The sequence below is a fragment of the Cognatiluteimonas lumbrici genome, from assembly GCF_006476065.1.
Classification (GTDB): domain Bacteria; phylum Pseudomonadota; class Gammaproteobacteria; order Xanthomonadales; family Xanthomonadaceae; genus Cognatiluteimonas; species Cognatiluteimonas lumbrici.
This window is the reverse complement of record NZ_ML636798.1, coordinates 1,381,007-1,400,361: the sequence shown is the minus strand read 5'-3', so window position 1 is coordinate 1,400,361 and position 19,355 is coordinate 1,381,007. Positions and strand designations below refer to the sequence as shown.

The 19,355-nt window shown below is 71.8% G+C and carries 25 protein-coding genes and 1 tRNA gene; 19 read left to right on the top strand and 7 right to left on the bottom strand.

Going from position 1 to position 19,355, the window contains the following annotated elements; genetic code table 11:
- Positions 1 to 62: 62 nt before the first annotated feature.
- From E4F25_RS06735 to E4F25_RS06725, 3 genes are read left to right on the top strand one after another with little or no spacing between them, the layout of a single operon-like run.
- A complete protein-coding gene (locus E4F25_RS06735; RefSeq protein ID WP_140909407.1) occupies positions 63 to 446 on the top strand; it encodes an EF-hand domain-containing protein in 384 nt (127 codons plus the stop codon).
- A 23-nt stretch (positions 447 to 469) separates the two neighbouring features.
- A complete protein-coding gene (locus tag E4F25_RS06730; RefSeq protein ID WP_140909406.1) occupies positions 470 to 1,201 on the top strand; it encodes an HAD family hydrolase in 732 nt (243 codons plus the stop codon).
- A 28-nt stretch (positions 1,202 to 1,229) separates the two neighbouring features.
- On the top strand, positions 1,230 to 1,664 hold the full coding sequence (locus tag E4F25_RS06725) for a hypothetical protein (protein WP_140909405.1): 435 nt from the start codon (positions 1,230 to 1,232) through the stop codon (positions 1,662 to 1,664).
- Here the strand turns inward: E4F25_RS06725 and E4F25_RS06720 are convergent.
- Positions 1,661 to 1,873, bottom strand: coding sequence for a hypothetical protein (locus tag E4F25_RS06720; protein WP_140909404.1), 213 nt, complete (start codon positions 1,871 to 1,873; stop codon positions 1,661 to 1,663). The two genes, E4F25_RS06725 and E4F25_RS06720, sit on opposite strands and share 4 nt — an antisense overlap.
- A gap of 101 nt (positions 1,874 to 1,974) precedes the next feature.
- Between E4F25_RS06720 and E4F25_RS06715 the strand changes: the two genes are divergently transcribed.
- The 7 genes from E4F25_RS06715 to E4F25_RS06685 all read left to right on the top strand — a co-directional run bounded on the left by E4F25_RS06715 (position 1,975) and on the right by E4F25_RS06685 (position 7,760).
- Positions 1,975 to 2,586: a hypothetical protein gene (locus tag E4F25_RS06715; RefSeq protein ID WP_140909403.1), complete on the top strand. Its 612-nt coding sequence runs from the start codon at positions 1,975 to 1,977 to the stop codon at positions 2,584 to 2,586.
- 13 nt (positions 2,587 to 2,599) lie between these two features.
- Entirely contained in the window at positions 2,600 to 3,103 is a 504-nt protein-coding gene (locus E4F25_RS06710; RefSeq protein WP_140909402.1) for a GNAT family N-acetyltransferase, read from the top strand.
- Positions 3,100 to 4,113 carry a tRNA dihydrouridine(20/20a) synthase DusA gene (gene dusA, locus E4F25_RS06705; RefSeq protein WP_140909401.1) on the top strand — a complete coding sequence of 338 codons (1,014 nt, stop codon included), beginning with the start codon at positions 3,100 to 3,102 and terminating at the stop codon, positions 4,111 to 4,113. Before E4F25_RS06710 ends, dusA begins: the two co-directional genes overlap by 4 nt.
- Before the next feature lie 10 nt (positions 4,114 to 4,123).
- Positions 4,124 to 5,035 carry an arginine deiminase-related protein gene (locus E4F25_RS06700; RefSeq protein WP_140909400.1) on the top strand — a complete coding sequence of 304 codons (912 nt, stop codon included), beginning with the start codon at positions 4,124 to 4,126 and terminating at the stop codon, positions 5,033 to 5,035.
- Positions 5,036 to 5,152: 117 nt separating this feature from the next.
- On the top strand, positions 5,153 to 5,572 hold the full coding sequence (locus E4F25_RS06695) for a PepSY domain-containing protein (protein WP_140909399.1): 420 nt from the start codon (positions 5,153 to 5,155) through the stop codon (positions 5,570 to 5,572).
- Between the two features lie 52 nt (positions 5,573 to 5,624).
- Positions 5,625 to 6,308: a response regulator transcription factor gene (locus tag E4F25_RS06690; RefSeq protein ID WP_140909398.1), complete on the top strand. Its 684-nt coding sequence runs from the start codon at positions 5,625 to 5,627 to the stop codon at positions 6,306 to 6,308.
- A 36-nt stretch (positions 6,309 to 6,344) separates the two neighbouring features.
- A complete protein-coding gene (locus E4F25_RS06685; protein WP_140909397.1) occupies positions 6,345 to 7,760 on the top strand; it encodes an ATP-binding protein in 1,416 nt (471 codons plus the stop codon).
- 43 nt (positions 7,761 to 7,803) lie between these two features.
- Here E4F25_RS06685 and E4F25_RS06680 read toward each other — a convergent pair whose 3' ends face one another.
- Complete coding sequence (locus tag E4F25_RS06680; RefSeq protein ID WP_407062810.1) at positions 7,804 to 8,565, bottom strand: M90 family metallopeptidase; 762 nt, start codon at positions 8,563 to 8,565, stop codon at positions 7,804 to 7,806.
- Between the two features lies 1 nt (position 8,566).
- Complete coding sequence (locus E4F25_RS06675; RefSeq protein ID WP_140909396.1) at positions 8,567 to 8,875, bottom strand: hypothetical protein; 309 nt, start codon at positions 8,873 to 8,875, stop codon at positions 8,567 to 8,569.
- Between the two features lie 103 nt (positions 8,876 to 8,978).
- Here E4F25_RS06675 and birA point away from each other — a divergent pair, with 103 nt between their 5' ends.
- From birA to E4F25_RS06635, 8 genes are all read left to right on the top strand, one after another.
- Positions 8,979 to 9,962 (top strand): bifunctional biotin--[acetyl-CoA-carboxylase] ligase/biotin operon repressor BirA, encoded by a 984-nt coding sequence (gene birA, locus E4F25_RS06670; protein ID WP_140909395.1) that lies wholly within the window; start codon positions 8,979 to 8,981, stop codon positions 9,960 to 9,962.
- Complete coding sequence (locus tag E4F25_RS06665; RefSeq protein ID WP_140909394.1) at positions 9,959 to 10,708, top strand: type III pantothenate kinase; 750 nt, start codon at positions 9,959 to 9,961, stop codon at positions 10,706 to 10,708. The genes birA and E4F25_RS06665 overlap by 4 nt, the downstream gene beginning before the upstream one ends.
- Positions 10,702 to 11,340 carry an SPOR domain-containing protein gene (locus E4F25_RS06660; RefSeq protein WP_140909393.1) on the top strand — a complete coding sequence of 213 codons (639 nt, stop codon included), beginning with the start codon at positions 10,702 to 10,704 and terminating at the stop codon, positions 11,338 to 11,340. Before E4F25_RS06665 ends, E4F25_RS06660 begins: the two co-directional genes overlap by 7 nt.
- A tRNA-Thr gene (locus tag E4F25_RS06655) sits at positions 11,331 to 11,406 on the top strand. Before E4F25_RS06660 ends, E4F25_RS06655 begins: the two co-directional genes overlap by 10 nt.
- A gap of 16 nt (positions 11,407 to 11,422) precedes the next feature.
- On the top strand, positions 11,423 to 12,346 hold the full coding sequence (rocF, locus tag E4F25_RS06650; RefSeq protein ID WP_140909392.1) for an arginase: 924 nt from the start codon (positions 11,423 to 11,425) through the stop codon (positions 12,344 to 12,346).
- A gap of 131 nt (positions 12,347 to 12,477) precedes the next feature.
- Positions 12,478 to 12,642, top strand: a complete 165-nt coding sequence (locus E4F25_RS06645; RefSeq protein WP_140909391.1) for an entericidin A/B family lipoprotein — start codon at positions 12,478 to 12,480, stop codon at positions 12,640 to 12,642.
- An 89-nt stretch (positions 12,643 to 12,731) separates the two neighbouring features.
- Positions 12,732 to 14,054 carry a tryptophan--tRNA ligase gene (locus E4F25_RS06640; protein WP_140909390.1) on the top strand — a complete coding sequence of 441 codons (1,323 nt, stop codon included), beginning with the start codon at positions 12,732 to 12,734 and terminating at the stop codon, positions 14,052 to 14,054.
- Positions 14,051 to 14,359, top strand: coding sequence for a hypothetical protein (locus E4F25_RS06635; protein ID WP_246069802.1), 309 nt, complete (start codon positions 14,051 to 14,053; stop codon positions 14,357 to 14,359). Before E4F25_RS06640 ends, E4F25_RS06635 begins: the two co-directional genes overlap by 4 nt.
- An 8-nt stretch (positions 14,360 to 14,367) precedes the next feature.
- On the opposite strand, the gene E4F25_RS06630 is transcribed toward E4F25_RS06635, so the two are convergent.
- The 4 genes from E4F25_RS06630 to pdhA are packed head-to-tail and all read right to left on the bottom strand — an operon-like array spanning position 14,368 to position 18,305.
- A complete protein-coding gene (locus E4F25_RS06630) occupies positions 14,368 to 14,754 on the bottom strand; it encodes a VOC family protein (protein WP_140909389.1) in 387 nt (128 codons plus the stop codon).
- A gap of 33 nt (positions 14,755 to 14,787) precedes the next feature.
- Positions 14,788 to 16,209: a dihydrolipoamide acetyltransferase family protein gene (locus E4F25_RS06625; RefSeq protein ID WP_140909388.1), complete on the bottom strand. Its 1,422-nt coding sequence runs from the start codon at positions 16,207 to 16,209 to the stop codon at positions 14,788 to 14,790.
- A 13-nt stretch (positions 16,210 to 16,222) separates the two neighbouring features.
- Positions 16,223 to 17,236, bottom strand: coding sequence for an alpha-ketoacid dehydrogenase subunit beta (locus tag E4F25_RS06620; protein ID WP_140909387.1), 1,014 nt, complete (start codon positions 17,234 to 17,236; stop codon positions 16,223 to 16,225).
- Positions 17,229 to 18,305 (bottom strand): pyruvate dehydrogenase (acetyl-transferring) E1 component subunit alpha, encoded by a 1,077-nt coding sequence (gene pdhA, locus E4F25_RS06615; RefSeq protein WP_140909386.1) that lies wholly within the window; start codon positions 18,303 to 18,305, stop codon positions 17,229 to 17,231. Before pdhA ends, E4F25_RS06620 begins: the two co-directional genes overlap by 8 nt.
- 126 nt (positions 18,306 to 18,431) lie before the next feature.
- On the opposite strand from pdhA, the gene E4F25_RS06610 reads away from it, so the two are divergent.
- On the top strand, positions 18,432 to 19,310 hold the full coding sequence (locus E4F25_RS06610) for a tryptophan 2,3-dioxygenase (protein ID WP_140909385.1): 879 nt from the start codon (positions 18,432 to 18,434) through the stop codon (positions 19,308 to 19,310).
- Positions 19,311 to 19,355: the final 45 nt, after the last annotated feature.

The following is a 19,355-nucleotide window of genomic DNA, read 5'->3' as shown; positions in this document are numbered from 1 at the left end:
GCTCCGGAAAACCCGAAGCGGGCGACCGGACGATCCCCACGAGAACAAGAGCAGGAGCACACATGAAGCAGCCTTCCCTCATCGCACTCGCACTCGCCATCGCCGCGGCCGTTGCCGCTCCGCTTGCCTTCGCGCAGGACCAGACCGCCACGCAGCAGGCCGAGGCCGAGGCGACCATGACCCAGGAGGCGCAGGTGCCGCCGGTCGCCGAGGACCTGCCGCAGGTGCCCGAGGCGACCGCCCCGGCCACCTTCGCCACCCTCGACGTGGACCAGGACGGTCGCGTCAGCAAGGACGAGGCCGCGGCCGACGCTGCCCTGTCGGCGGCTTTCGACGAGACCGACACCGATGGCGACGGCTTCGTCACCGAGGCCGAGTTCGACGTCCACGCCGCGCCGGACATGCCGGCGCAGGACGTCCCGGACGTCCAGCCCGAGACCCTCTGACCTGTAGGCCCTAGACTGGCCGGATGGCAGGCAACGGCCCCATCCGGCTGGTCGGTTTCGACGGCGACGACACGCTCTGGCGCAGCGAGGACTACTACCGCGACGCGCAGGCGAAATTCGAGGCGATCGTCGCCAACTACGTCGACCTCGACGACGTCCACCACCGCCTGTACGCGGTCGAGAAGCGCAACCTCGCCCTGTTCGGCTACGGCGGCAAGGGCATGACGTTGTCCATGCTCGAGGCCGCGATCGCGATCACCGAGCGGCGCATCTCCGCCGCCGACCTGCACCGCATCCTCGAGCTCGGCAAGGCGCTGCTGCGGCACCCCGTGGAGCTGTTGCCCGGCGTGCGCGAGGCGGTTGCCGAGATCGCGCGCGAGCACGAAGTGGTGCTGGTCACCAAGGGCGACCTGTTCCACCAGGAAGCCAAGGTGCGCGAGTCCGGCCTGGCCGACCTGTTCCCGCGCATCGAGATCGTCAGCGAGAAGGACCCCGCCACCTACGCGCGGGTGCTGGCCGAGTTCGAACTGGAGCCGGGGGCGTTCGCGATGATCGGCAACTCGCTGCGCTCGGACGTGCTGCCGGTGCTCGAGCTCGGCGGCTGGGCGGTGCACATGCCCTACCACGTGACCTGGGTGCACGAGGCCGAGGCGGCCCTCCCCGCGGCGCTGGAAGGGCGCATGCGCAGCGCCTCGACGCCGGCTGAACTGCCGGCCGCCCTGCGCGCATTGCAGGCCACGGCCACGGTAGGCTAAGGGCCCCCAACCACAGCGGGCCCTGGCCATGCGCAAGTCCCTGCTCCTCGCAGCCACGGCGGCACTGCTGCTGTCGGCGGCCGCCCCCGCGTCCGCGGGCGATGTCGACTGCAAGCTCACCTTCAACCTGTCCGGCTGGTCGGTGTTCTACAAGACCGCGTCCGGCACCGGCGTGGTCACCTGCGACAACGGCCAGCGCCTGCCGGTGAAGATCAGCACCAAGGGCGGCGGCCTCAGCTTCGGCAAGTCGAAGATCGAAAACGGCACCGGCGAGTTCTCGGGCGTGGACGACATCCGCGACGTGCTCGGCACCTATGCCACCGCCGAGGCCCACGCCGGCGCGGTCAAGTCGAGCAAGGCGCAGGTCATGACCAAGGGCGAGGTGTCGCTCGCGCTTGCCGGCACCGGCAAGGGCTGGGACCTCGGGTTCGCGTTCGGGAAGTTCGTGCTGGAGGCGCGCTAGCGGCCCAGTTCGGGCTTGTCCTGCAGCATCACCGGCAGCGGCTGGATGCTGCGCTCGACCCCGGCCTCCACGGTGCGCGTGGCCCAGGCCAGGGCGCCGACGTAGACGCCGAGCAACACGGCGCACGCGATCGCCAGCCAGCACAGCTTGCGCAGTCGGACGTCGTCGTCCTGGGAGGTCCGTTCGAAGTGGGTCGGTCGCGTGGCCATGGGTCGGAAGCCTAGGGTGCGCCCCGTCACGGCAACGTGCATGCAGGCGTTGCAGAATCCGCTCCCGCATCGATGGTTCAGAAAGCAGACAGGAGGCAGCCATGAAGCGAACGACCCCGTTGCTCCTCGCCGCCGCGCTGGCGGCCGCGACCGGCGCCGCGAGCGCGCAGGATTTCGTGTTCGGCTGGAATCCGCGCAGCGGCGACGTCTGGGTGGACAGCACCCTCGCCGACGTGAACCGTTACGGCGACCGCCACCGCGATGCGTTCGTGGACGAACTGGTGCGTTACTACCGCGCGCCGCGCGACTACGTCACCGACCTGTTGGTGACGCAGCGCTGGGCGCCTGGCGATGTCTACTACGCGTGCGCGATCGCCTCGATCATCGGGCGTTCCTGCCGCTATGTCGCCGAGGAATGGAACCGCGACCACGGCCAGGGCTGGGGCGCGGTCGCGCAGCGGCTCGGCATCAAGCCGGGCTCGCCGGAATTCCACCGGCTCAAGCGCGGCTTCGTGGCGACCTACGACCGTTGGGCGCGGCCGATCGAACTGGACGACCGCCTGCGCGCCGACTTCCCCGACCGCGGGCGCGGCAACGCCAACGGCAATTCCGGCCAGGGCAACCAGGGCAAGGCCAAGGGCAACCAGGGCAAGGGGAAGGGCAACCAGGGCCACAACCGCGGCAACCAGGGCCAGGGACGCGGCAAGGATTGATTAAACTGGGCGGATGCACGGCACCGCCCACATCGTCGGCTTCGACCCGCGCTGGCGCGAGGACTTCGCGCGCCTGAACCTGGAGTGGCTGCGGCGCTGGTTCGTGGTCGAGCCGGTGGACGAGGAAGTGCTCGGCGACCCCGAGCGGCACATCCTCGCCGACGGCGGCCAGGTGCTGTTCGCGCTCGACCCGGACGGCAGCCGCGCGATCGGCACCGTGGCCCTGCGCCACGACGGCGACGGCGTCTTCGAACTGACCAAGATGGCGGTCGAACCGGAGCAGCGCGGCACCGGCATCGGCCGTGCGCTGCTGCTGGCGGCGATCGATGCCTACCGCGGGCTCGGCGGCCGCGAGCTGTACCTGGAATCGAGCAGCCTGCTGCAGCCGGCGCTGCGGCTTTACGAGAGCGCCGGCTTCGTGCACCGGCCGGCCCCGCGCCCGGGCTCGCACTACGCGCGCGCCGACGTGCACATGGTCTGGGAGCCGGGCGTCGCCAGCGGGCAGGACGCGGCGTGAGCGCGTCCGTGCCGATCGAGGCGGCAGCCGTACGCCTGTCCGTCGCCCCGATGATGGACTGGACCGACACGCACTGCCGCGTGTTCCACCGCATCGTCGCGCCGCACGCGCGCCTGTACACCGAGATGGTGCACGCCAACGCGGTGATCCACGGCGACCGCTCGAAGCTGCTGGCGATGGATCCGGTCGAGCACCCGGTCGCGCTGCAGCTCGGCGGCAGCGAGCCGGACCTGCTGGCGCGCGCCGCGCGCATCGGCGCGGAGCACGGCTTCGACGAGATCAACCTCAACTGCGGCTGTCCGTCCGACCGCGTGCAGGCCGGGCGCTTCGGTGCCTGCCTGATGCGCGAGCCGGCGCTGGTCGCGGACTCGGTGGCCGCGATGATCGCCGCGCTGGCCGACCTGCCCGAACCGGTGCCGGTGACGGTGAAGTGCCGCCTCGGCGTGGACGACGACCACGACTTCGACCGCTTCCTCGCGTTCGTGGATACGGTAGCCGACGCCGGCTGCCGCAGCTTCGTGGTGCACGCGCGCAACGCCTGGCTGCAGGGCCTGTCGCCGAAGGAGAACCGCACGGTGCCGCCGCTGCGCTACGACTGGGCGTACCGGCTGAAGGCGCTGCGGCCGTCGCTGCAGGTGGTGGTGAACGGAGGCATCGCCGACTTCGAGGAAGCGAGCGCGCACCTGGACCACGCCGACGGCGCGATGCTCGGACGCGCGGCCTACCACGACCCCTACCTGCTGCACCGGCTCGATGTCGCCTGGTTCGGTGGAGAGCTGCGCACGCGCGCGGAGCTGCTGCGGGCGCTGCGGCCGTGGGTCGAGCGCTGGCTCGGGCAGGGCATCCCGCTCAAGCGCACCACCCGCCACCTGCTCGGCCTGTTCAACGGCGAGCGTGGCGGCCGCGCATTCCGCCAGGTCTTGAGCGAGGGCGCGCACAAGTCCGGGGCCGACTGGTCGTTGGTGGAGCGTGCGCTCGCCGCCACCGAAGCCGTCGCGGCCGCGGCCTAGGACCAGGCCCGTGCTGACCCGCGACCCGGACGCCTTCCTCGAGTTCACGCGTGGCGTCGCGCCCGACTTCGGGCCGGCCACCGCCAAGGGGGTGTTCCTGGTGGCGCCGGACGGTTTCGTCCTCGCCGCCGAATCCGCCAGCGACAACCGCTACATGGCGGGGGCAGGCGCGTTCGATGCATCGCGCGCGCTGGCCGAGCACCGGGCGTTGCAGGCGGCGCTGTCGCGGGTGCTGCCGACGGTCTGCTTCCCCGGGGACCCGGAGACCCCGGACGCCGTGTTCCCCAACAACGTGTTCGCCACCGCGCCGGGGCGTTACCTGGTCGGGCGCATGCGCCACCCGGTGCGTCGGCGCGAAGCCGCGCGCAGCGACATCCGCGGCTTCTTCCGCGACCTGCTGGGCTATCGCGAGATCGACCTGTCCACCCAGCCGCACCCATGCGAGCTGACCGGGGCGCTGGTGGTCGACCGCGCGCGCGGGCTCGGCTTCTGCGGGCTGTCGGACCGCTGCGACGGGGCGGGCGCGCGGCTGATGCACGAGGCCCTCGGCCTGCGCGCCACCCTGCTGTTCGACCTGGCCCCCGGCGAGTACCACGCCAACGTGGTGCTGGCGGTGCTGGCCGGACGCGCGCTGGTGGTGGCGCCGGGTGGCTTCGCCGACCCGCGGGTGGTGCAGGCGCTGGCATCGCTCTATGCTCCGCATGTGCTGGCGCTGTCGCCGGCGGAGCAGGCGGCGTTCGCCGGCAATGCCATCGCCCTGTCCGGCGATCGTGCCTGGATGAGCGCGCGGGCGGCCGCGGCGCTGTCCGGCGCGAACCGGGAAGCGCTGGCCCGCGCCGGGTTCGCGCTGGAATCGGTCGCGCTGGAGGCGATCGAGGCCGGCGGCGGTTCGTTGCGTTGCTGCGTGGGCGAGCTGTTCTAGCGGAAACCACCTCGCCGGGCCTGAACCCCCGCTGCCGCCACCGGGCAGGGTTAAGGACGGATTCACCGCCTGCTTTCGACAATCCATCCACGCCGCAAATCCTTGATGGAAAACCGAATGTCGCTGTCGACCCGCCCGCTCGCCATTGCGCTCACGATTGCCCTCATGGGGGCGGTCGGCGTGGCCGCCGCGGCGCCGGGGCCGACGGGCATGCAGGATTCCGAAGCGCGGCAGCCGCGCGCACAGTCCCGGCCCGAGCCGCCGCCGCAGGCGCGCCCGCGCAGCGAACGCCCGCAGCCGGCCCCCGCGCCGCGTCAGCGCCAGGAGCGCCCGCGCCACGTGGACCCGCTGTCGGACAGCGTCCGCCGCATCGAGCGCCGCACCCGCGGCCAGGTCATCAGCGCCGAGCGCGTGCCCTACGACGGCCGCTCGGTGAGCCGGGTCAAGGTGGTGGACGAGGACGGCCGCGTGCGCGTCTACATGGACGATCCGCAGGCCGCCGCGGGCACCCCGCGTACACGCCGCGACGACGACTGAATAGGCAGTCTGTACACTCCCGGGTGCCCCACCACCACTGGAGTTCGAGTCCATGCGTATCCTGCTCGTCGAAGACGAAGCTCCCCTGCGCGAGACCCTGGCGGCGCGGCTGAAGCGCGAAGGGTTCGCGGTGGATGCCGCCCAGGACGGCGAGGAAGGCCTGTACATGGGCCGCGAGGTTCCCTTCGACCTCGGCATCATCGACCTCGGCCTGCCGAAGATGTCCGGCATGGAGCTGATCAAGGCGCTGCGCGACGAGGGCAAGCAGTTCCCGGTGCTGATCCTGACCGCGCGCTCGAGCTGGCAGGACAAGGTCGAGGGCCTGAAGCAGGGCGCCGACGACTACCTGGTGAAGCCGTTCCACGTCGAGGAACTGCTGGCGCGGATCAACGCGCTGGTGCGGCGCGCCGCGGGCTGGAGCAAGCCGACCCTCGATTGCGGGCCGGTGGTGCTCGACCTGGCCGCGCAGACGGTCACCGTGCACGGCAGCAACGTCGACCTGACCAGCTACGAGTACAAGGTCCTCGAGTACCTGATGATGCACGCCGGCGAGCTGGTCTCGAAGGCCGACCTCACCGAGCACATCTACCAGCAGGACTTCGACCGCGATTCGAACGTGCTCGAAGTGTTCATCGGCCGCCTGCGCAAGAAGCTGGATCCGGACGGCACGCTCAAGCCGATCGAGACGGTGCGCGGCCGCGGCTACCGTTTCGCGATCCCGCGCAACGGGGAATGACCGCCGCCGTGCGCGGCGGGGGCCGGGAGGGGGAGCGTGGCGCACGGTCGTGAGCCCCTGTTGCGCTGGCGCCCGCGCTCGCTGCAGTCGCGGCAGCTCTGGGCGGCCAGCATCGGCCTGGTCGCGTTCCTCGCGCTCACCGGCTACGCGCTCGACAAGGCCTTCTTCGACGTCGCCAGCCAGGGCCGCGCGGAGCGGCTCAAGTCCTACGCGCTGTACTACGCCGGGCATACCGACTTCGCGCGCGATGGCAGCCTGATCCCCCCCGACGTCCCGCCCGACGGGCGCTTCGACCGTCCGGGCAGCGGCCTGTACGCGGTGATCGAGCTGCCCAACGGGCAATGGTCCTCGCTGTCGGCGCAGGGCCCGGTGCTGCCCGACGGCGAGATGCTCGGCGGCCGCCAGGAGCGCGCCGACGGCCCGCTGCCGATGACCCGCAGCGACGGCCTGCCCGGCGAGGTCTACCGCTACGGCATCGGCCTGGTGGACGCCACCCGCAGCAACGCGCCCGAGTTCCCGTACACGATCTACGTGATGGAGGACGCCGGCACGCTACCGCGCCAGGTGAGCGTGTTCCGGCAGGCGCTGTGGGGCTACCTCGGCATCGCCGCGGCGGTGCTGCTGTTCCTGCAGGCGGTGATCCTGCGCTGGAGCCTCTTGCCGCTGCGGCGCGTGGTCGTCGAGCTCAAGCGCGTGCAACGCGGGCAGCTCGCGCGCATGAGCGAACACCACCCGCGCGAACTGGAACCGCTCACCGAGAGCATCAACGCGCTGGTCGAGAGCGAGCGCGAGAACCTGGAGCGCCAGCGCAACACCCTGGCCGACCTCGCGCACAGCCTGAAGACCCCGCTCGCGGTGCTGCGCACGCGCCTGGACAGCGACCCCAGCGACGCCGGCCTGCGCGAGGAACTGGACATCCAGTTGCGGCGCATGAACGACCTCGTCGGCTACCAGCTCGCGCGCGCCGCTTCCGGCGGCCACAAGCTGTTCGCCGCCCCGGTGCCGATCGAGCCGCACGCCGAGCAGATCGTGCGCGGGCTGGAGAAGATCTACGCCGCCAAGGGCACCGTGTGCGAGTTCGACATCGATCCGGAGGCCTGCTTCCACGGCGAGCCCGGCGACCTGCAGGAACTGCTCGGGAACCTGCTCGAGAACGCGTTCAAGTGGGCGAAGTCGCGGGTGCTGCTGACCGCGCGCCCGGGCGAGAGCGCGCCGGGCCGGCGCCCGGGCCTGTTGCTGGCGGTGGACGACGATGGCCCCGGCATCCCGCCGGAACAGGTGGCGGTGGTGCTGCAGCGCGGCGTGCGCGGCGACGAACGCGTGCACGGGCACGGCATCGGCCTGGCGATCGTGCAGGACATGGTGCGCAGCTACCGCGGCGAGCTCGACGTCAGCCGCTCGCCCGAACTCGGCGGCGCCCGCTTCGAAGTCCGGCTCCCTCCCGGCCTGTGATCCGGTTGTGGGAGCGGCGGAAGCCGCGAAATCCAGTTCGCGCTTACAGCGCCGACGGCCCGTACAGCTTTTCCAGGTGCGCCGCGACCTCCGGCATCGCGCGGCGCAGCAGCTTCGGGTCGCTGAAGTGGTATTCGCTGCATACCGCGAAGAACTCCTCGGGCGCCTCGGCGGCGTAGGGATCGAGCAGGGTGCGGCGGCCGCCGTCCACCTCGCGCACGAAGGCGTCGTACGCCTGCTGGAAGTCGCGCGCCCATTCGCGCTGCCAGGCGCGCGGCAGCGGCGGGGTGCCGTCGAGCACGCCGTCGAGCGCATCGAGCTTGTGCGCCATCTCGTGCACCGCCACGCAGAAGCCGGCGCCGGGCTCGGCGATGTCGGCCTGCACGTCGGCCCAGGACAGGATCAGCGGCCCGGCTTCCCAGGCTTCGCCGATCAGTTCGTCCTCCCACTCGTGCAGCACGCCCGCGGCATCCACGTGGCTGCGGTTGACGCGGAACGCATCCGGGTAGACCAGCAGCTCGCTCCAGCCGTGCAGGCCCTCGGCGCCGAAGCGCAGCAGCGGCAGGCAGCACAGGGCGGCGAGTTGGACGCGGTCGCGTTCGTCGAGTTCCAGGCCGGCCACCGGCGTGATCGCCTTGCGTTGCAGGAACAGCGCCGCAAGCGCGCGCAGCGTCGCGAGGTCGTCTTCTCCGAGCCTTCGCAACCACGGCAGGCCGGCCACGGCATCGCGCCACAGCGGTTCGGCGATGAGGGCGGGCTCGCGGCGCAGGCGCGCGAGCAGGCCGCCAAGCAGACCCCGGCTCAACTCAGCGGAACATCCCCGGCAGGAAGCTGTGCCAGCGCGGGGTGCTCGAGCTGCTGTCGTCGCTGTCGCCGCTGCGTACCGTCACCACCGGCTTGATCCGGTGGCTGCGCTTGGGCGGGTTGGTCGGCACCGGCTTCGGGCTCGCGGCCTCGGGCGGTGCCGCCGCGGGGCGGTCGCAATCGCCACCGTTGCCGTTGGGGCCATGCAGGGCGACCTCGTGGCTGCCCGCGGTGGCGCCGCCGGCAAGGGCGAGGCACAACGGGAGCAGGGCCAGCAGGAGGCGGCGGGACGGGCGCGGTGCTGTGTTCATGGGCGTTCCTCTCCGGGGACGCGGCGGGCACATGGCGACAGCGCACTATAGCCCGGCTGGAGCCCGTGTGCAGGGAATCCTCGCATCGGTCAGACTGCCGGTCATGAACGAGCGCGAACTGCTGCGGCGCCTGGCCGCCGGGCCGGTGTCCGGCGCGGCGCTGGCCCGCGAGGCCGGCCTGAGCCGCGCTGCGGTGTGGAAGCGGATCCAGGGGCTGCGCGCTGCCCAGATCGGCGTGGTCGCCGCGCCGGGCCTGGGCTACGCGCTGGAGCGTCCGCTGGACCTGCTCGATGCAGACGCCATCGTGGCCGCGCTTCCGGGCGCTGCCCGTGACGAACTGGCCGCGCTGGAAGTCGCGTGGACACTGGATTCCACCAATTCCGAGCTGTTGCGGCGGCCGAGCCCGGCGCGCGGCTGCAGCGTGCTGCTGGCCGAGCGCCAGGCCGGGGGCCGGGGGCGTCGTGGCCGCGGCTGGGCGTCGCCGCTGGCCGCCAACCTGTACCTGTCGCTGGACCGGCGCTTCGGCGGCGGGCTCGCGCGCCTGCCCGGCCTGAGCTTGGTAGCGGGGGTGGCGGCCGCCGAGGCGCTGCACGCGCTGGGATTTTCCGGCGTGCGCCTGAAGTGGCCCAACGACCTGGTGGTCGGCGAAGGCGGCGTGCTGCGCAAGCTGGGCGGGTTGCTGGTGGAAGGCGGCGGCGAGGTCGCCGGGCCGGCGCGCGCGGTGGTCGGGCTGGGCCTCAACGTCGCCATGCCGGCCGCGGCCGGCGCGGGCATCGACCAGCCCTGGACCGACCTGGCCGGCCTGTCGGACGGCGCGCCGCCGGCGCGCAACGCGGTGGCGGCGGCACTGCTGGGGCGGCTGCTGCCGGCGCTGGCGGAGTTCGACGCCTGCGGGCTGGCCCCGTTCCTGCCGCGGCACGCGGCCCTGGATGCGCTTGCCGGCCGCGAAGTGCTGGTGCACGGCGAGCACGGCAGCACCGCCGCGGTGGCGCTGGGGCTGGCCGCGGACGGCGCGTTGCGCGTGCGCGTCGGCCAGCGCGAGCAGCTGGTGCACGCCGGCGAGGTCAGCCTGCGGGTGGCGGCATGAGCGGCTGGCTGTTCGACCTCGGCAACAGCCGGCTGAAGTTCGCGCCGCTGCGCGACGGCCGCGCCGGGCCGGTCTCGGCTGTCGTCCACGATGGCCACCGCTTCGCCGACGGCTGGGAAGCGGCGTTGCCGGCGGATTGCACGCAGGCCTTCGTTTCCAGCGTGGGCCCGGCGCCACTGCTGGAGCAGCTGCGCATGCGCCTGTTCGAGCGCGGCGCCGAGGTCGAGCGCGCGCGCACCGAGGCCGCCTGCGACGGCGTGCGCATCGCCTACGACGAACCCGCGCGCCTGGGGGTCGACCGCTTCCTCGCGCTGCTCGCAGCGCACGCCTGGCACGAAGGGCACGCCCTCGTGGTGGGCGTGGGCACGGCGCTGACCATCGACCTGCTGGCGCGCGATGGCCGCCACGTCGGGGGCCGCATCGCGCCGTCGCCCGCGCTGATGCGCGAAGCCCTGAACGCGCGTTCGCCGCAACTGCCCGTGGACGGCGGCGCGTACGCCGAGTTCGCCGGCGACACCGGCGACGCGCTGGCGTCGGGCTGCGAGGGCGCCGCGCTGGCCCTGGTCGAGCGCAGCCTGGCCGAGGCCGAATCCACGCTGGCGGCCAGGCCGACCCTGCTGGTGCACGGCGGCGGTGCGCCCGCGCTGTTGCCGCGGCTGCCGGGTGCCCGCCACCAGCCCGCGCTCGTGCTCGACGGCCTCGCGCGCTGGGCCGCCCGACCCACCGCTAGAATCGACGCATGCTGATCCGCGCGACGATCGTCCTGCTGGCCGTGCTCAACCTTGGTGTCGCCGCCTGGTGGCTGTGGCGGCCGGCACCGGTGCCGCCGGCGGTGGAACAGCCGCCCGGCGTGCCGCGGCTGGTGCTGCTCGAGGAGATCGTGCCTGCCGCCGCACCGCCGGCGGCCGCCACGCCCGCGCGCACCCCGGCCCGGCCCGCGGCTTCCGCGGCCGATGCTGCAGGGGCCGATGCTGCAGGGAACGATGCTGCAGCGGACGATGCCGCGCCGGCCGCGGCGCAGCCGCGGGCGCCCGGACCCGCGCCGGCGACGCCGGACACGACAGACGACGATGGCGCCCCGGCCGCGCCACTCGCCGGCGAACCGCGCTGCGAGGACGCGGAAGGCTCGGGCGGCGCCCGCGGCTGGCGCGTCTACCTGCCACCCGCGCCCGACCTGGCCAGCGCCGAAGCCACCGCCGCGCGCATCGCCGCGGCCGGATTCAGCGACTACCTGGTGCTGCGCGACGGGGCGCACCAGAACGGGATCGCGCTCGGCATGTTCTCCACCGAGGCCGGCGCGCAGCGCCGCAGCGCCGCATTGCGCGCCGCGGGTTTCGAGGCACGCTGCGCTAGAATCCCCGCATCGACGCCGGCATAGCTCAGTTGGTAGAGCAACCGCCTTGTAAGCGGTAGGTCCCCAGTTCGAACCCGGGTGCCGGCACCAAAGCCTGGAGCACCGCATGAGCCGACGTTACCCGCCCGTTTCCCTGATCGGCGTGCCGACCGATGTCGGCGCCGGCCATCGCGGCGCGCTGCTCGGCCCCGACGCGCTGCGCATCGCCGGCATCGTCGAGGCGCTGGCCGCGCGCGGGGTTGAGATCGTGGACCGCGGCAACATCACCGGCCCGAGCAATCCCTGGCAGCCGCCGACCGGCGGTTATCGCCACCTCGCCGAGGTGGTGGCCTGGAACCGGGCGACGATGGAAGCCGTCGGCGCCGAGCTGGCGCAGGGCCGGCTGCCGATCATGGTCGGCGGCGACCATTGCCTGGGCATCGGTTCGATCACCGCGGTCGCGAAGCATTGCCGCGAGGCCGGCAAGAAGCTGCGCGTGCTGTGGCTCGACGCGCACGCCGACTTCAACACCTCCGACGTCACCCCGTCGGGCAACATCCACGGCATGCCGGTCGCCTGCCTGTGCGGGATCGGCCCGAAGGAACTGGTGGAACTGGGCGGCGGCAGCCCCGCGATCGAGCCGCGGGAGGTGCGCCAGGTCGGCATCCGCTCGGTCGACGAGGGCGAGAAGAAGCTGGTCAAGCAGCATGGCCTGGACGTCTACGACATGCGCCACATCGACGAGGTCGGCATGCGCCGCACGATGGAGGAGGCGCTGTCCGGCATGGACGCCGACACCCACCTGCACGTGAGCTTCGACGTGGACTTCCTCGATCCCAGCATCGCGCCCGGCGTCGGCACCACCGTGCCCGGCGGCCCGAACTACCGCGAGGCGCAGCTGGTGATGGAGATGATCGCCGACAGCGGCCGCATGGGCTCGCTCGACATCGTCGAGCTCAACCCGCTGCTGGACAACTGCAACCAGACCGCGAAGGTCTCGGTGGACCTGGTCGAAAGCCTGTTCGGCAAGTCCACCTTGATGCGCGACTGACGCTGCTGAACGGGAACCGGCGCCAGTCCTCCTGGCCGCCGCCCGCTCGACACCGGCTTCACGGCCCTCCGGCTTCCATGGACGCGTGACGGCACGCCGCCGCCCGCCCCCATGACACAGGAGAGAGTCCGATGCGTACCAACAGGAAACTGCTCGCGGTGCTGATGCTGGCGATGATGGGTTCCCTGGCCGCCTGCCACACCGTGGAAGGCGTCGGCAAGGATCTGGAGTCCGCTGGCGACTCGATCCAGGACACCGCCCAGGATTGCACCGACGAGGTCGAGGGCAACTGCTGAGCACACAGGAGCGCTCCAGCAAGGATGCCGCGGGCCGGGGTGACTCCCCGGCCCGTTCTTTTTGCGGGGGTGGCCGTTAAACTTGGGCGATGACCCGTACCCGCGTCCTCACCGGCATCACCACGTCCGGTACCCCGCACTTGGGCAACTACGTCGGCGCCATCCGCCCGGCGGTGGCCGCGAGCCGCGATCCCGGCACCGAGAGCTTCTACTTCCTCGCCGACTACCACGCGCTGATCAAGGTGCAGGATCCGGCGCGGGTGCAGCGCTCGACCCTGGAGATCGCCGCGGCCTGGCTGGCCTGCGGGCTCGACCCGGACAAGGTCTGGTTCTACCGCCAGAGCGACGTGCCCGAGACCACCGAGCTGACCTGGCTGCTGGCCTGCGTCGCCGGCAAGGGCCTGCTCAACCGTGCGCACGCCTACAAGGCGGCCAACGACCGCAACGTGGCCGCGGGCGAGGACCCGGACGCGGGCGTGACCGCCGGCCTGTACATGTACCCGGTGCTGATGGCGGCGGACATCCTGCTGTTCAACGCGCACAAGGTGCCGGTCGGCCGCGACCAGGTGCAGCACATCGAGATGGCGCGCGACTTCGCGCAGCGCTTCAACCACCTCTACGGGCAGCCGGCGGGCAGGGAGTACTTCGTGCTGCCGGAAGCGGCGATCGAGGAGCAGGTCGCGACCCTGCCGGGCCTAGACGGCCGCAAGATGAGCAAGAGCTACGACAACACCATCCCGCTGTTCGCGCCGGCGAAGGAGCTGCGCAAGCTGGTGTTCTCGATCGTCACCGATTCGCGCGAGCCGGGCGAGCCGAAACCGGTGGAGGGCTCGGCGCTGTTCGAGATCTTCCAGGCCTTCGCGAGCGCCGAGGAAACCGCGGGCATGCGCCAGGCCTACGCCGAGGGCATCGCCTGGGGCGACGCCAAGCAGAAGCTGTTCGAGCGCATCGAATCCGAGGTCGCGCCGCTGCGCGAGCGCTACGAGGCGCTGGTCGCGCATCCGCGGCGTATCGAGGAGCAACTGCGCGAGGGCGCGCGCAGGCTGCGCGAGCGCCACGCCACGCCGTTCCTGGCGCAGCTGCGCGACGCGGTCGGCCTCCGCGACCTCGGCACGGTCGGCGCCCCCCGCGATGCCGCGCCGGCGCCGCGCCAGCGCACGACCGTGCTGGCATTCAAGCAGTACCGCGAGGCCGATGGCCGCTTCCACTTCAAGCTGGTCGAGGGCGAGCGCGTGCTGCTGCTGAGCCCGGGCTTCGAGTCGCCGCGCGATGCCGGCCAGCGGCTCGCCGCGCTCAGGCGCGACGGTTTCCAAGCCGCCGGCAGCGATCTGTTCCTCGGCGACGGCGTCGATCCCGCCGACGTCCAGGCCGCACTGGACGCGTTGCGCGCGGCCGAGGATGCCAAGGCATGAACCAGCTCTCCGCCATGCCCGACCTGGCGCTGGTGCTGTTCGCGCCCTGGTTCCTGATCCTGTCGGTGCTGTTCTGGGTCTACCCGCGACAGCCGCGCAACGCGAAGCGGCGGCTGTTCGACATCGCCGCGCTGCTGCTCTCGCTGCTCGCGTTCGTGGCCACCCTGCGCTGGGCCCACGGCTACGCCGACCCGCGCCACGGCGGCATGTGGCCCCAGATCCTCGCCACCTCCGCCGGCTACGGCGTCTACCTGCTGGCCCTGACCATCGCCGTCCTGATCCGCCGCCTGCTCTTCCGCAAGTAAGCCGCGGCCTACGCCCACTCGTTGGGCTTCGCCCCCTTCTCCGGGTGGTGCATCTTCACCACGCAGAACCGCTGCCCGCTCGGCGCCTCCATCACCCACCAGCGCTTCACGAACCCGATCCTCTTCGCGCCCAGCTTCTCCAATCGCTCGGCCTCGGCGTCGATGTCGTCGGCCTCGATGTCCAGGTGCACGCGCGAGGGATGCGACACCTTCTGCACCTCGATGTGCAGGTCGCCGGGCGTGTCGCCGAACTGCTGGTACTCGGCAGTCCCGTCGCCGGCGTCCGGGTTCTCGATGACCATGCCGAGCGCACCGCTCCAGAACCGGGCCGCGGCGTCGAGGTCGTCGACGTTGCAGTCGATGATGAATCCTGCGAGGCGGCTCTTGTGGGGCATGGCGGATCCCTGGTCGCGGCGCCAGCGCCGCTCCTACATGGGGGCGGAGAGGTCGTCGAGCAGTGCCTTGAGGAAGCGCGCGGCCTCGCCGCCGGTCGCGGCGCGGTGGTCGAAGGTCAGCGAGATCGGCATGCGGCGGTGCACCTCGATGCCGCCCATCACCGCGACCACGTCGTGCGACAGCTTGCCGGCGCCGACGATCGCCACGCACGGCGGCACCACCACCGGGGTCGCGTAGCGACCGGCGAACATGCCGAAGTTGGACAGCGAGATGGTGTAGCCGGACAGCTCGCTGGCCGGGATCGTGCGCGACTCGACCTGTGCGCGCAGGCGCTGGATGCCGGCGCGCACGCCCTGGGCGTCGAGCATGTCGGCGTTGCGCAGCGCGGGCACGAACAGGCCGTCCTCGGTGTCCACCGCGATGCCGATGTCCACGTGCGGGTGCAGCGTGCGCGACAGCGCCTGGCCGTCGAACCAGGCATTCAGCGCCGGCACCGCCTTGCAGGCGGCGACGATCGCGCGGATCAGGCGCGCGGTGATGTCCTGCTTGCCGACCCAGGCGTGCAGGTCGGCGTCGTCCACCAGCGTGGTCGGCACGACCTGCGCGTGGGCGTCGGCCATGACCCGCGCCATGTTGCGGCGCACGCCCTTGAGCTGCTCCGGCTGGCCGGTCGCGGCCACGCCCGGCGGCTGCGTGCGCATGGGCTTGCCCGAGGCCGAGACCGGGCCGCGCTGGCCCCCGAATGTGGGAGCCGCCATGGCGGCGAGCTTTTGGTCCGGGGCTCCGCCCGTGCCCGCGGCTTGCCGGGAAGAGCTCGCCGCCGTGGCGGCTCCCACGGGCGCCGACCCATCCGCCGCCGCCTGCTTCACATCCGCCATGGTCACCGTGCCGTCGGGGCCGGTGGCGCAGACGCGGGTGATGTCGACCTTGAGCTTGCGCGCCATCGCGCGCACCGCCGGCATCGCCTTGACGCCGCCGACCGCGACCGCGGCCTCGGCATGCACCTTGTCCGAGCTCTGCATCGCGCCGACCACCGTGCCGGCGTCGTCGCGCGCCTCGCCCTTGGGCGCGGGCGCGCCTTCGTCGGAGATCGCGCCGCCCTCGTCGGAGGCCACGACCTTGTCGTCCGGCGCCGGATCCTCGCTGCCGACACTGTGGCCGCCACCGCCGTGGTGGTGGCCGGTGTCCTGGCCCTCGGCGCGCTGCGGCAGGTTCGGGTCCACCTCGAACTCGGCCAGCATGGTCCCGGTGACGATCACGTCGCCCGGGCCGCCGGCGAGCTTGAGCACCTTGCCGGAGACCGGCGAGGGCACGTCCACGACCGCCTTCGCGGTTTCCATGGACACGAGGTTCTCGTCGAGGCGGATGGTGTCGCCTTCCTTGACGTACCACTCGACGATGGTCGCGTCCGGCAGGCCTTCGCCGAGGTCGGGCAGGAGGAATTTCTTGCTCATCGGGACGGCTTCCTTACGAGTGGGCCAGGGCGCGCTTCGCCGCGGCGACGATCTTCTCCACGCTGGGGAGGAACTTCATCTCCAGGCGGAACAGCGGGATGTGGGTGTCGTAGCCGGTGACGCGCTCGACCGGGGCGACCAGGTCGTACATGCATTCCTCGGCCAGGCGCGCGGCGATCTCGGCTCCGAAGCCGGCGGTCCTGGCGGCCTCGTGCACGATCACGCAACGGCCGGTCTTGGCCACCGACTCGGCGATGGTGTCGAAGTCGAGCGGGGTCAGGGTGGCGACGTCGATGACCTCGGCGCTGACGCCTTCCTTCGCCAGCGCGTCGGCGGCCTCGAGGGTCTCCTTCACCTGCGAGCCCCAGGTCACCAGGGTGATGTCGCTGCCGTCGCGCAGCACGTAGCAGACATCCAGCGGCAGCGCCTCGCCGTCATCGGGTACCAGTTCCTTGTACTGGCGGTAGATGCGCTTGGGCTCCATGAAGATCACCGGGTCCGGGTCGCGGATCGCGGCGAGCAGCATGCCGTAGGCGCGCTGCGGCGAGGACGGCAGCACCACGCGCAGGCCGGGCACGTTGGTGAAGATCGCCTCGTTGGCCTCGCTGTGGTGCTCGGGCGCGCGGATGCCGCCGCCCCAGGGCACGCGCAGCACCATCGGGCAGTGCAGGCGGCCGCGGGTGCGGTAGCGCATGCGCGCGGCGTGGCAGACCAGGAAGTCCACCATCGGGTAGACGAAGCCGTCGAACTGGGCCTCGGCCACCGGCTTCATGCCCTGCGAGGCCATGCCGACGGTGAGGCCGGCGATCGTGGTCTCGTCGAGCGGCGTGTCGAGCACGCGCTCGTCGCCGAAGCGCTGCTGCAGGCCGGCGGTGGCGCGGAACACGCCGCCGTTGACGCCGACGTCCTCGCCCAGCACCACGACGCTGTCGTCGTGCTGCATCTCGTAGGCGAGGGCCTGGGTGATCGCCTCGATCAAGGTGATCGGAGCCGGGGTGATCGGCGCGGGTGCCTTCCGGTCAGCCATTGCGCTTCTCCCAGGCGATGGCGGCCTCGCGCTGCGCGGCCAGCTCGGCCGGGAGTTCCGCGTACAGGTAATCGAACATCGCTTCCACCGGCTGCACCTTGGTCTCGAGGTAGGCGTTGATCTCCTCGTCCACCTTCTTCCCGCACTCCTCGAGCCAGGCCGCTTCCTGCTTCTCGTCCCAGGCCTTGGCGGCCTCCAGGTACTTGCGCAGGCGGATCATCGGCTCGCGCGTCCAGGCGTCCTTGACCTCGTCCTCGCCACGGTAGCGGCGGGCGTCGTCGGCGGTGGTGTGGTCGTGCAGGCGGTAGGTCATGAACTCGATCACGCTGCCGCCCTCGCCCTTGCGCGCGCGCTCATGGGCGCGGCGCATGGCCTCGAGCACGGCGATGAGGTCGTTGCCGTCCACCTGCAGGCAGTGCAGGCCGCCGGCCAGGCCCTTCTGGGCCAGGGTCTCGGCGCCGGTCTGCGCGGTGCGCGGGACCGAGATCGCCCAGCCGTTGTTGATCACGCACAGGATCAGCGGGAGCTTGTAGGCGCCAGCGGAATTCACCGCGGCGTAGAAGTCGGTCTTCGAGGAACCGCCGTCGCCGCAGCAGGCGACCGCGACCCTGTCCTGCTTGCGCAGCTTGAAGCTGAGCGCGGCGCCGGAGGCCATCAGGCACTGGGTGGAGATCGGCACGCACCACGGGTAGTCGTGCCTGGGACCCTCGAAGTCGTTGCCGCGCTCGTCGCCGCCCCAGTACATCAGCACCTCGCGCGGGCGCACGCCGCGCATGAACTGGGCGCCGTACTCGCGGTAGCTGGGGGCGAACACGTCCTCGGGGCGCATCGAGGCGCCGATGCCCACGTGCACCGCCTCGTGGCCGAGGCTGGCGGCGTAGGTGCCGAGCTTGCCGGTGCGCTGCAGCGCAATGGACTTGCTGTCGAAGGTGCGGACGAACAGCATCTGCTTGAACAGCGGAACGAGCGCCTTGGCGTCCTTGAACGCCTTGGGCAGCGCGGCGACGGGCTTGCCGTCCGGGCCCAGGTATTGCAGGTACTCGATCTCGAATTTCGCGGCGACGGTCATGCGGTCGGGCCCCGGTGGAGACAGAACCGGAATTGTAGCGAATCGGCCGCTTCCCGGGCCCGGGACATGCCCTGCGCTTGACCCGGGTCAGGCCGGCGGCGGCCGGCCGTGCGAAACTTGGCGGCCATGAGCATCGACCGCAACGAACGCCCGCTCGAGGCCGAAATCCATACGGACCTGTCCGGACGCCTCAGCTATGGCGGCTACCTGCGGCTGGACCGGCTGCTGTCGGCCCAGCAGCCGCTCTCGGACCCGCCGCACCACGACGAGTTGCTGTTCATCGTCCAGCACCAGGTCTCCGAGCTCTGGCTGAAGCTGCTGATCCACGAGCTGCGCGCGGCCATCGGGCACCTGCGCCGCGACGACCTCGGCCCGGTGCAGAAGATCGTCGCCCGCTGCAAGGTGGTGCTGCGCCAGCTCACCGGGATGTGGTCGGTGCTGGAGACGCTGACGCCGGCCGAGTACATGGAGTTCCGCGACATCCTCGGGCCGTCCTCCGGCTTCCAGTCGCTGCAGTACCGCATGGTCGAGTTCCTGCTCGGCAACAAGAACGCGGCGATGCTCAAGGTGTTCGCCCACGACGCCGAGGGCAGCGCGATGTTGCGCGAGGCGCTCGAGGCGCCGAGCCTGTACGACGAACTGCTGCGCTACCTGGCGCGCCACGGGCACCCGGTGCCTGCCGCGCACCTGGAGGGCGACTGGTCGAAGCCGCACGTCTCCGACCCGGCGCTGCTGCCGGTGTTCGAGCGCATCTACGAGGACACCGCCACGCACTGGGAGGCCTACCACCTGTGCGAGGACCTGGTGGACCTGGAGACCGAGTTCCAGCTCTGGCGCTTCCGCCACATGCGCACCGTGATGCGGATCATCGGCTTCCGCCGCGGCACCGGCGGCTCCTCGGGCGTGGGCTTCCTCAAGCAGGCGCTGGACCTGACCTTCTTCCCGGAGCTGTTCGAGGTCCGGACCACGATCGGCCCAGGCGGCAAATCGCCCACCCACGGTTGACCGCGCCGCGCGCGCTGGGCGATCCTCGGCCGGTTCGCGCCTTTG

Excerpts from the sequence above, each read along its gene's own strand:
- E4F25_RS06635 (WP_246069802.1), top strand. The coding sequence starts at position 14,051 with ATGAACCAGCTCTCCGCCATGCCCGACCTGGCGCTGGTGCTGTTCGCG.
- E4F25_RS06730 (WP_140909406.1), top strand. The coding sequence starts at position 470 with ATGGCAGGCAACGGCCCCATCCGGCTGGTCGGTTTCGACGGCGACGAC.
- rocF (WP_140909392.1), top strand. The coding sequence starts at position 11,423 with ATGAGCCGACGTTACCCGCCCGTTTCCCTGATCGGCGTGCCGACCGAT.
- E4F25_RS06735 (WP_140909407.1), top strand. The coding sequence starts at position 63 with ATGAAGCAGCCTTCCCTCATCGCACTCGCACTCGCCATCGCCGCGGCC.
- birA (WP_140909395.1), top strand. The coding sequence starts at position 8,979 with ATGAACGAGCGCGAACTGCTGCGGCGCCTGGCCGCCGGGCCGGTGTCC.
- E4F25_RS06695 (WP_140909399.1), top strand. The coding sequence starts at position 5,153 with ATGTCGCTGTCGACCCGCCCGCTCGCCATTGCGCTCACGATTGCCCTC.
- E4F25_RS06720 (WP_140909404.1), bottom strand. The coding sequence starts at position 1,873 with ATGGCCACGCGACCGACCCACTTCGAACGGACCTCCCAGGACGACGAC.
- E4F25_RS06660 (WP_140909393.1), top strand. The coding sequence starts at position 10,702 with ATGCTGATCCGCGCGACGATCGTCCTGCTGGCCGTGCTCAACCTTGGT.
- E4F25_RS06630 (WP_140909389.1), bottom strand. The coding sequence starts at position 14,754 with ATGCCCCACAAGAGCCGCCTCGCAGGATTCATCATCGACTGCAACGTC.
- E4F25_RS06645 (WP_140909391.1), top strand. The coding sequence starts at position 12,478 with ATGCGTACCAACAGGAAACTGCTCGCGGTGCTGATGCTGGCGATGATG.
- E4F25_RS06690 (WP_140909398.1), top strand. The coding sequence starts at position 5,625 with ATGCGTATCCTGCTCGTCGAAGACGAAGCTCCCCTGCGCGAGACCCTG.
- E4F25_RS06675 (WP_140909396.1), bottom strand. The coding sequence starts at position 8,875 with ATGAACACAGCACCGCGCCCGTCCCGCCGCCTCCTGCTGGCCCTGCTC.
- E4F25_RS06625 (WP_140909388.1), bottom strand. The coding sequence starts at position 16,209 with ATGAGCAAGAAATTCCTCCTGCCCGACCTCGGCGAAGGCCTGCCGGAC.
- E4F25_RS06610 (WP_140909385.1), top strand. The coding sequence starts at position 18,432 with ATGAGCATCGACCGCAACGAACGCCCGCTCGAGGCCGAAATCCATACG.
- E4F25_RS06725 (WP_140909405.1), top strand. The coding sequence starts at position 1,230 with ATGCGCAAGTCCCTGCTCCTCGCAGCCACGGCGGCACTGCTGCTGTCG.
- pdhA (WP_140909386.1), bottom strand. The coding sequence starts at position 18,305 with ATGACCGTCGCCGCGAAATTCGAGATCGAGTACCTGCAATACCTGGGC.
- E4F25_RS06710 (WP_140909402.1), top strand. The coding sequence starts at position 2,600 with ATGCACGGCACCGCCCACATCGTCGGCTTCGACCCGCGCTGGCGCGAG.
- E4F25_RS06665 (WP_140909394.1), top strand. The coding sequence starts at position 9,959 with ATGAGCGGCTGGCTGTTCGACCTCGGCAACAGCCGGCTGAAGTTCGCG.
- E4F25_RS06620 (WP_140909387.1), bottom strand. The coding sequence starts at position 17,236 with ATGGCTGACCGGAAGGCACCCGCGCCGATCACCCCGGCTCCGATCACC.
- E4F25_RS06640 (WP_140909390.1), top strand. The coding sequence starts at position 12,732 with ATGACCCGTACCCGCGTCCTCACCGGCATCACCACGTCCGGTACCCCG.
- E4F25_RS06715 (WP_140909403.1), top strand. The coding sequence starts at position 1,975 with ATGAAGCGAACGACCCCGTTGCTCCTCGCCGCCGCGCTGGCGGCCGCG.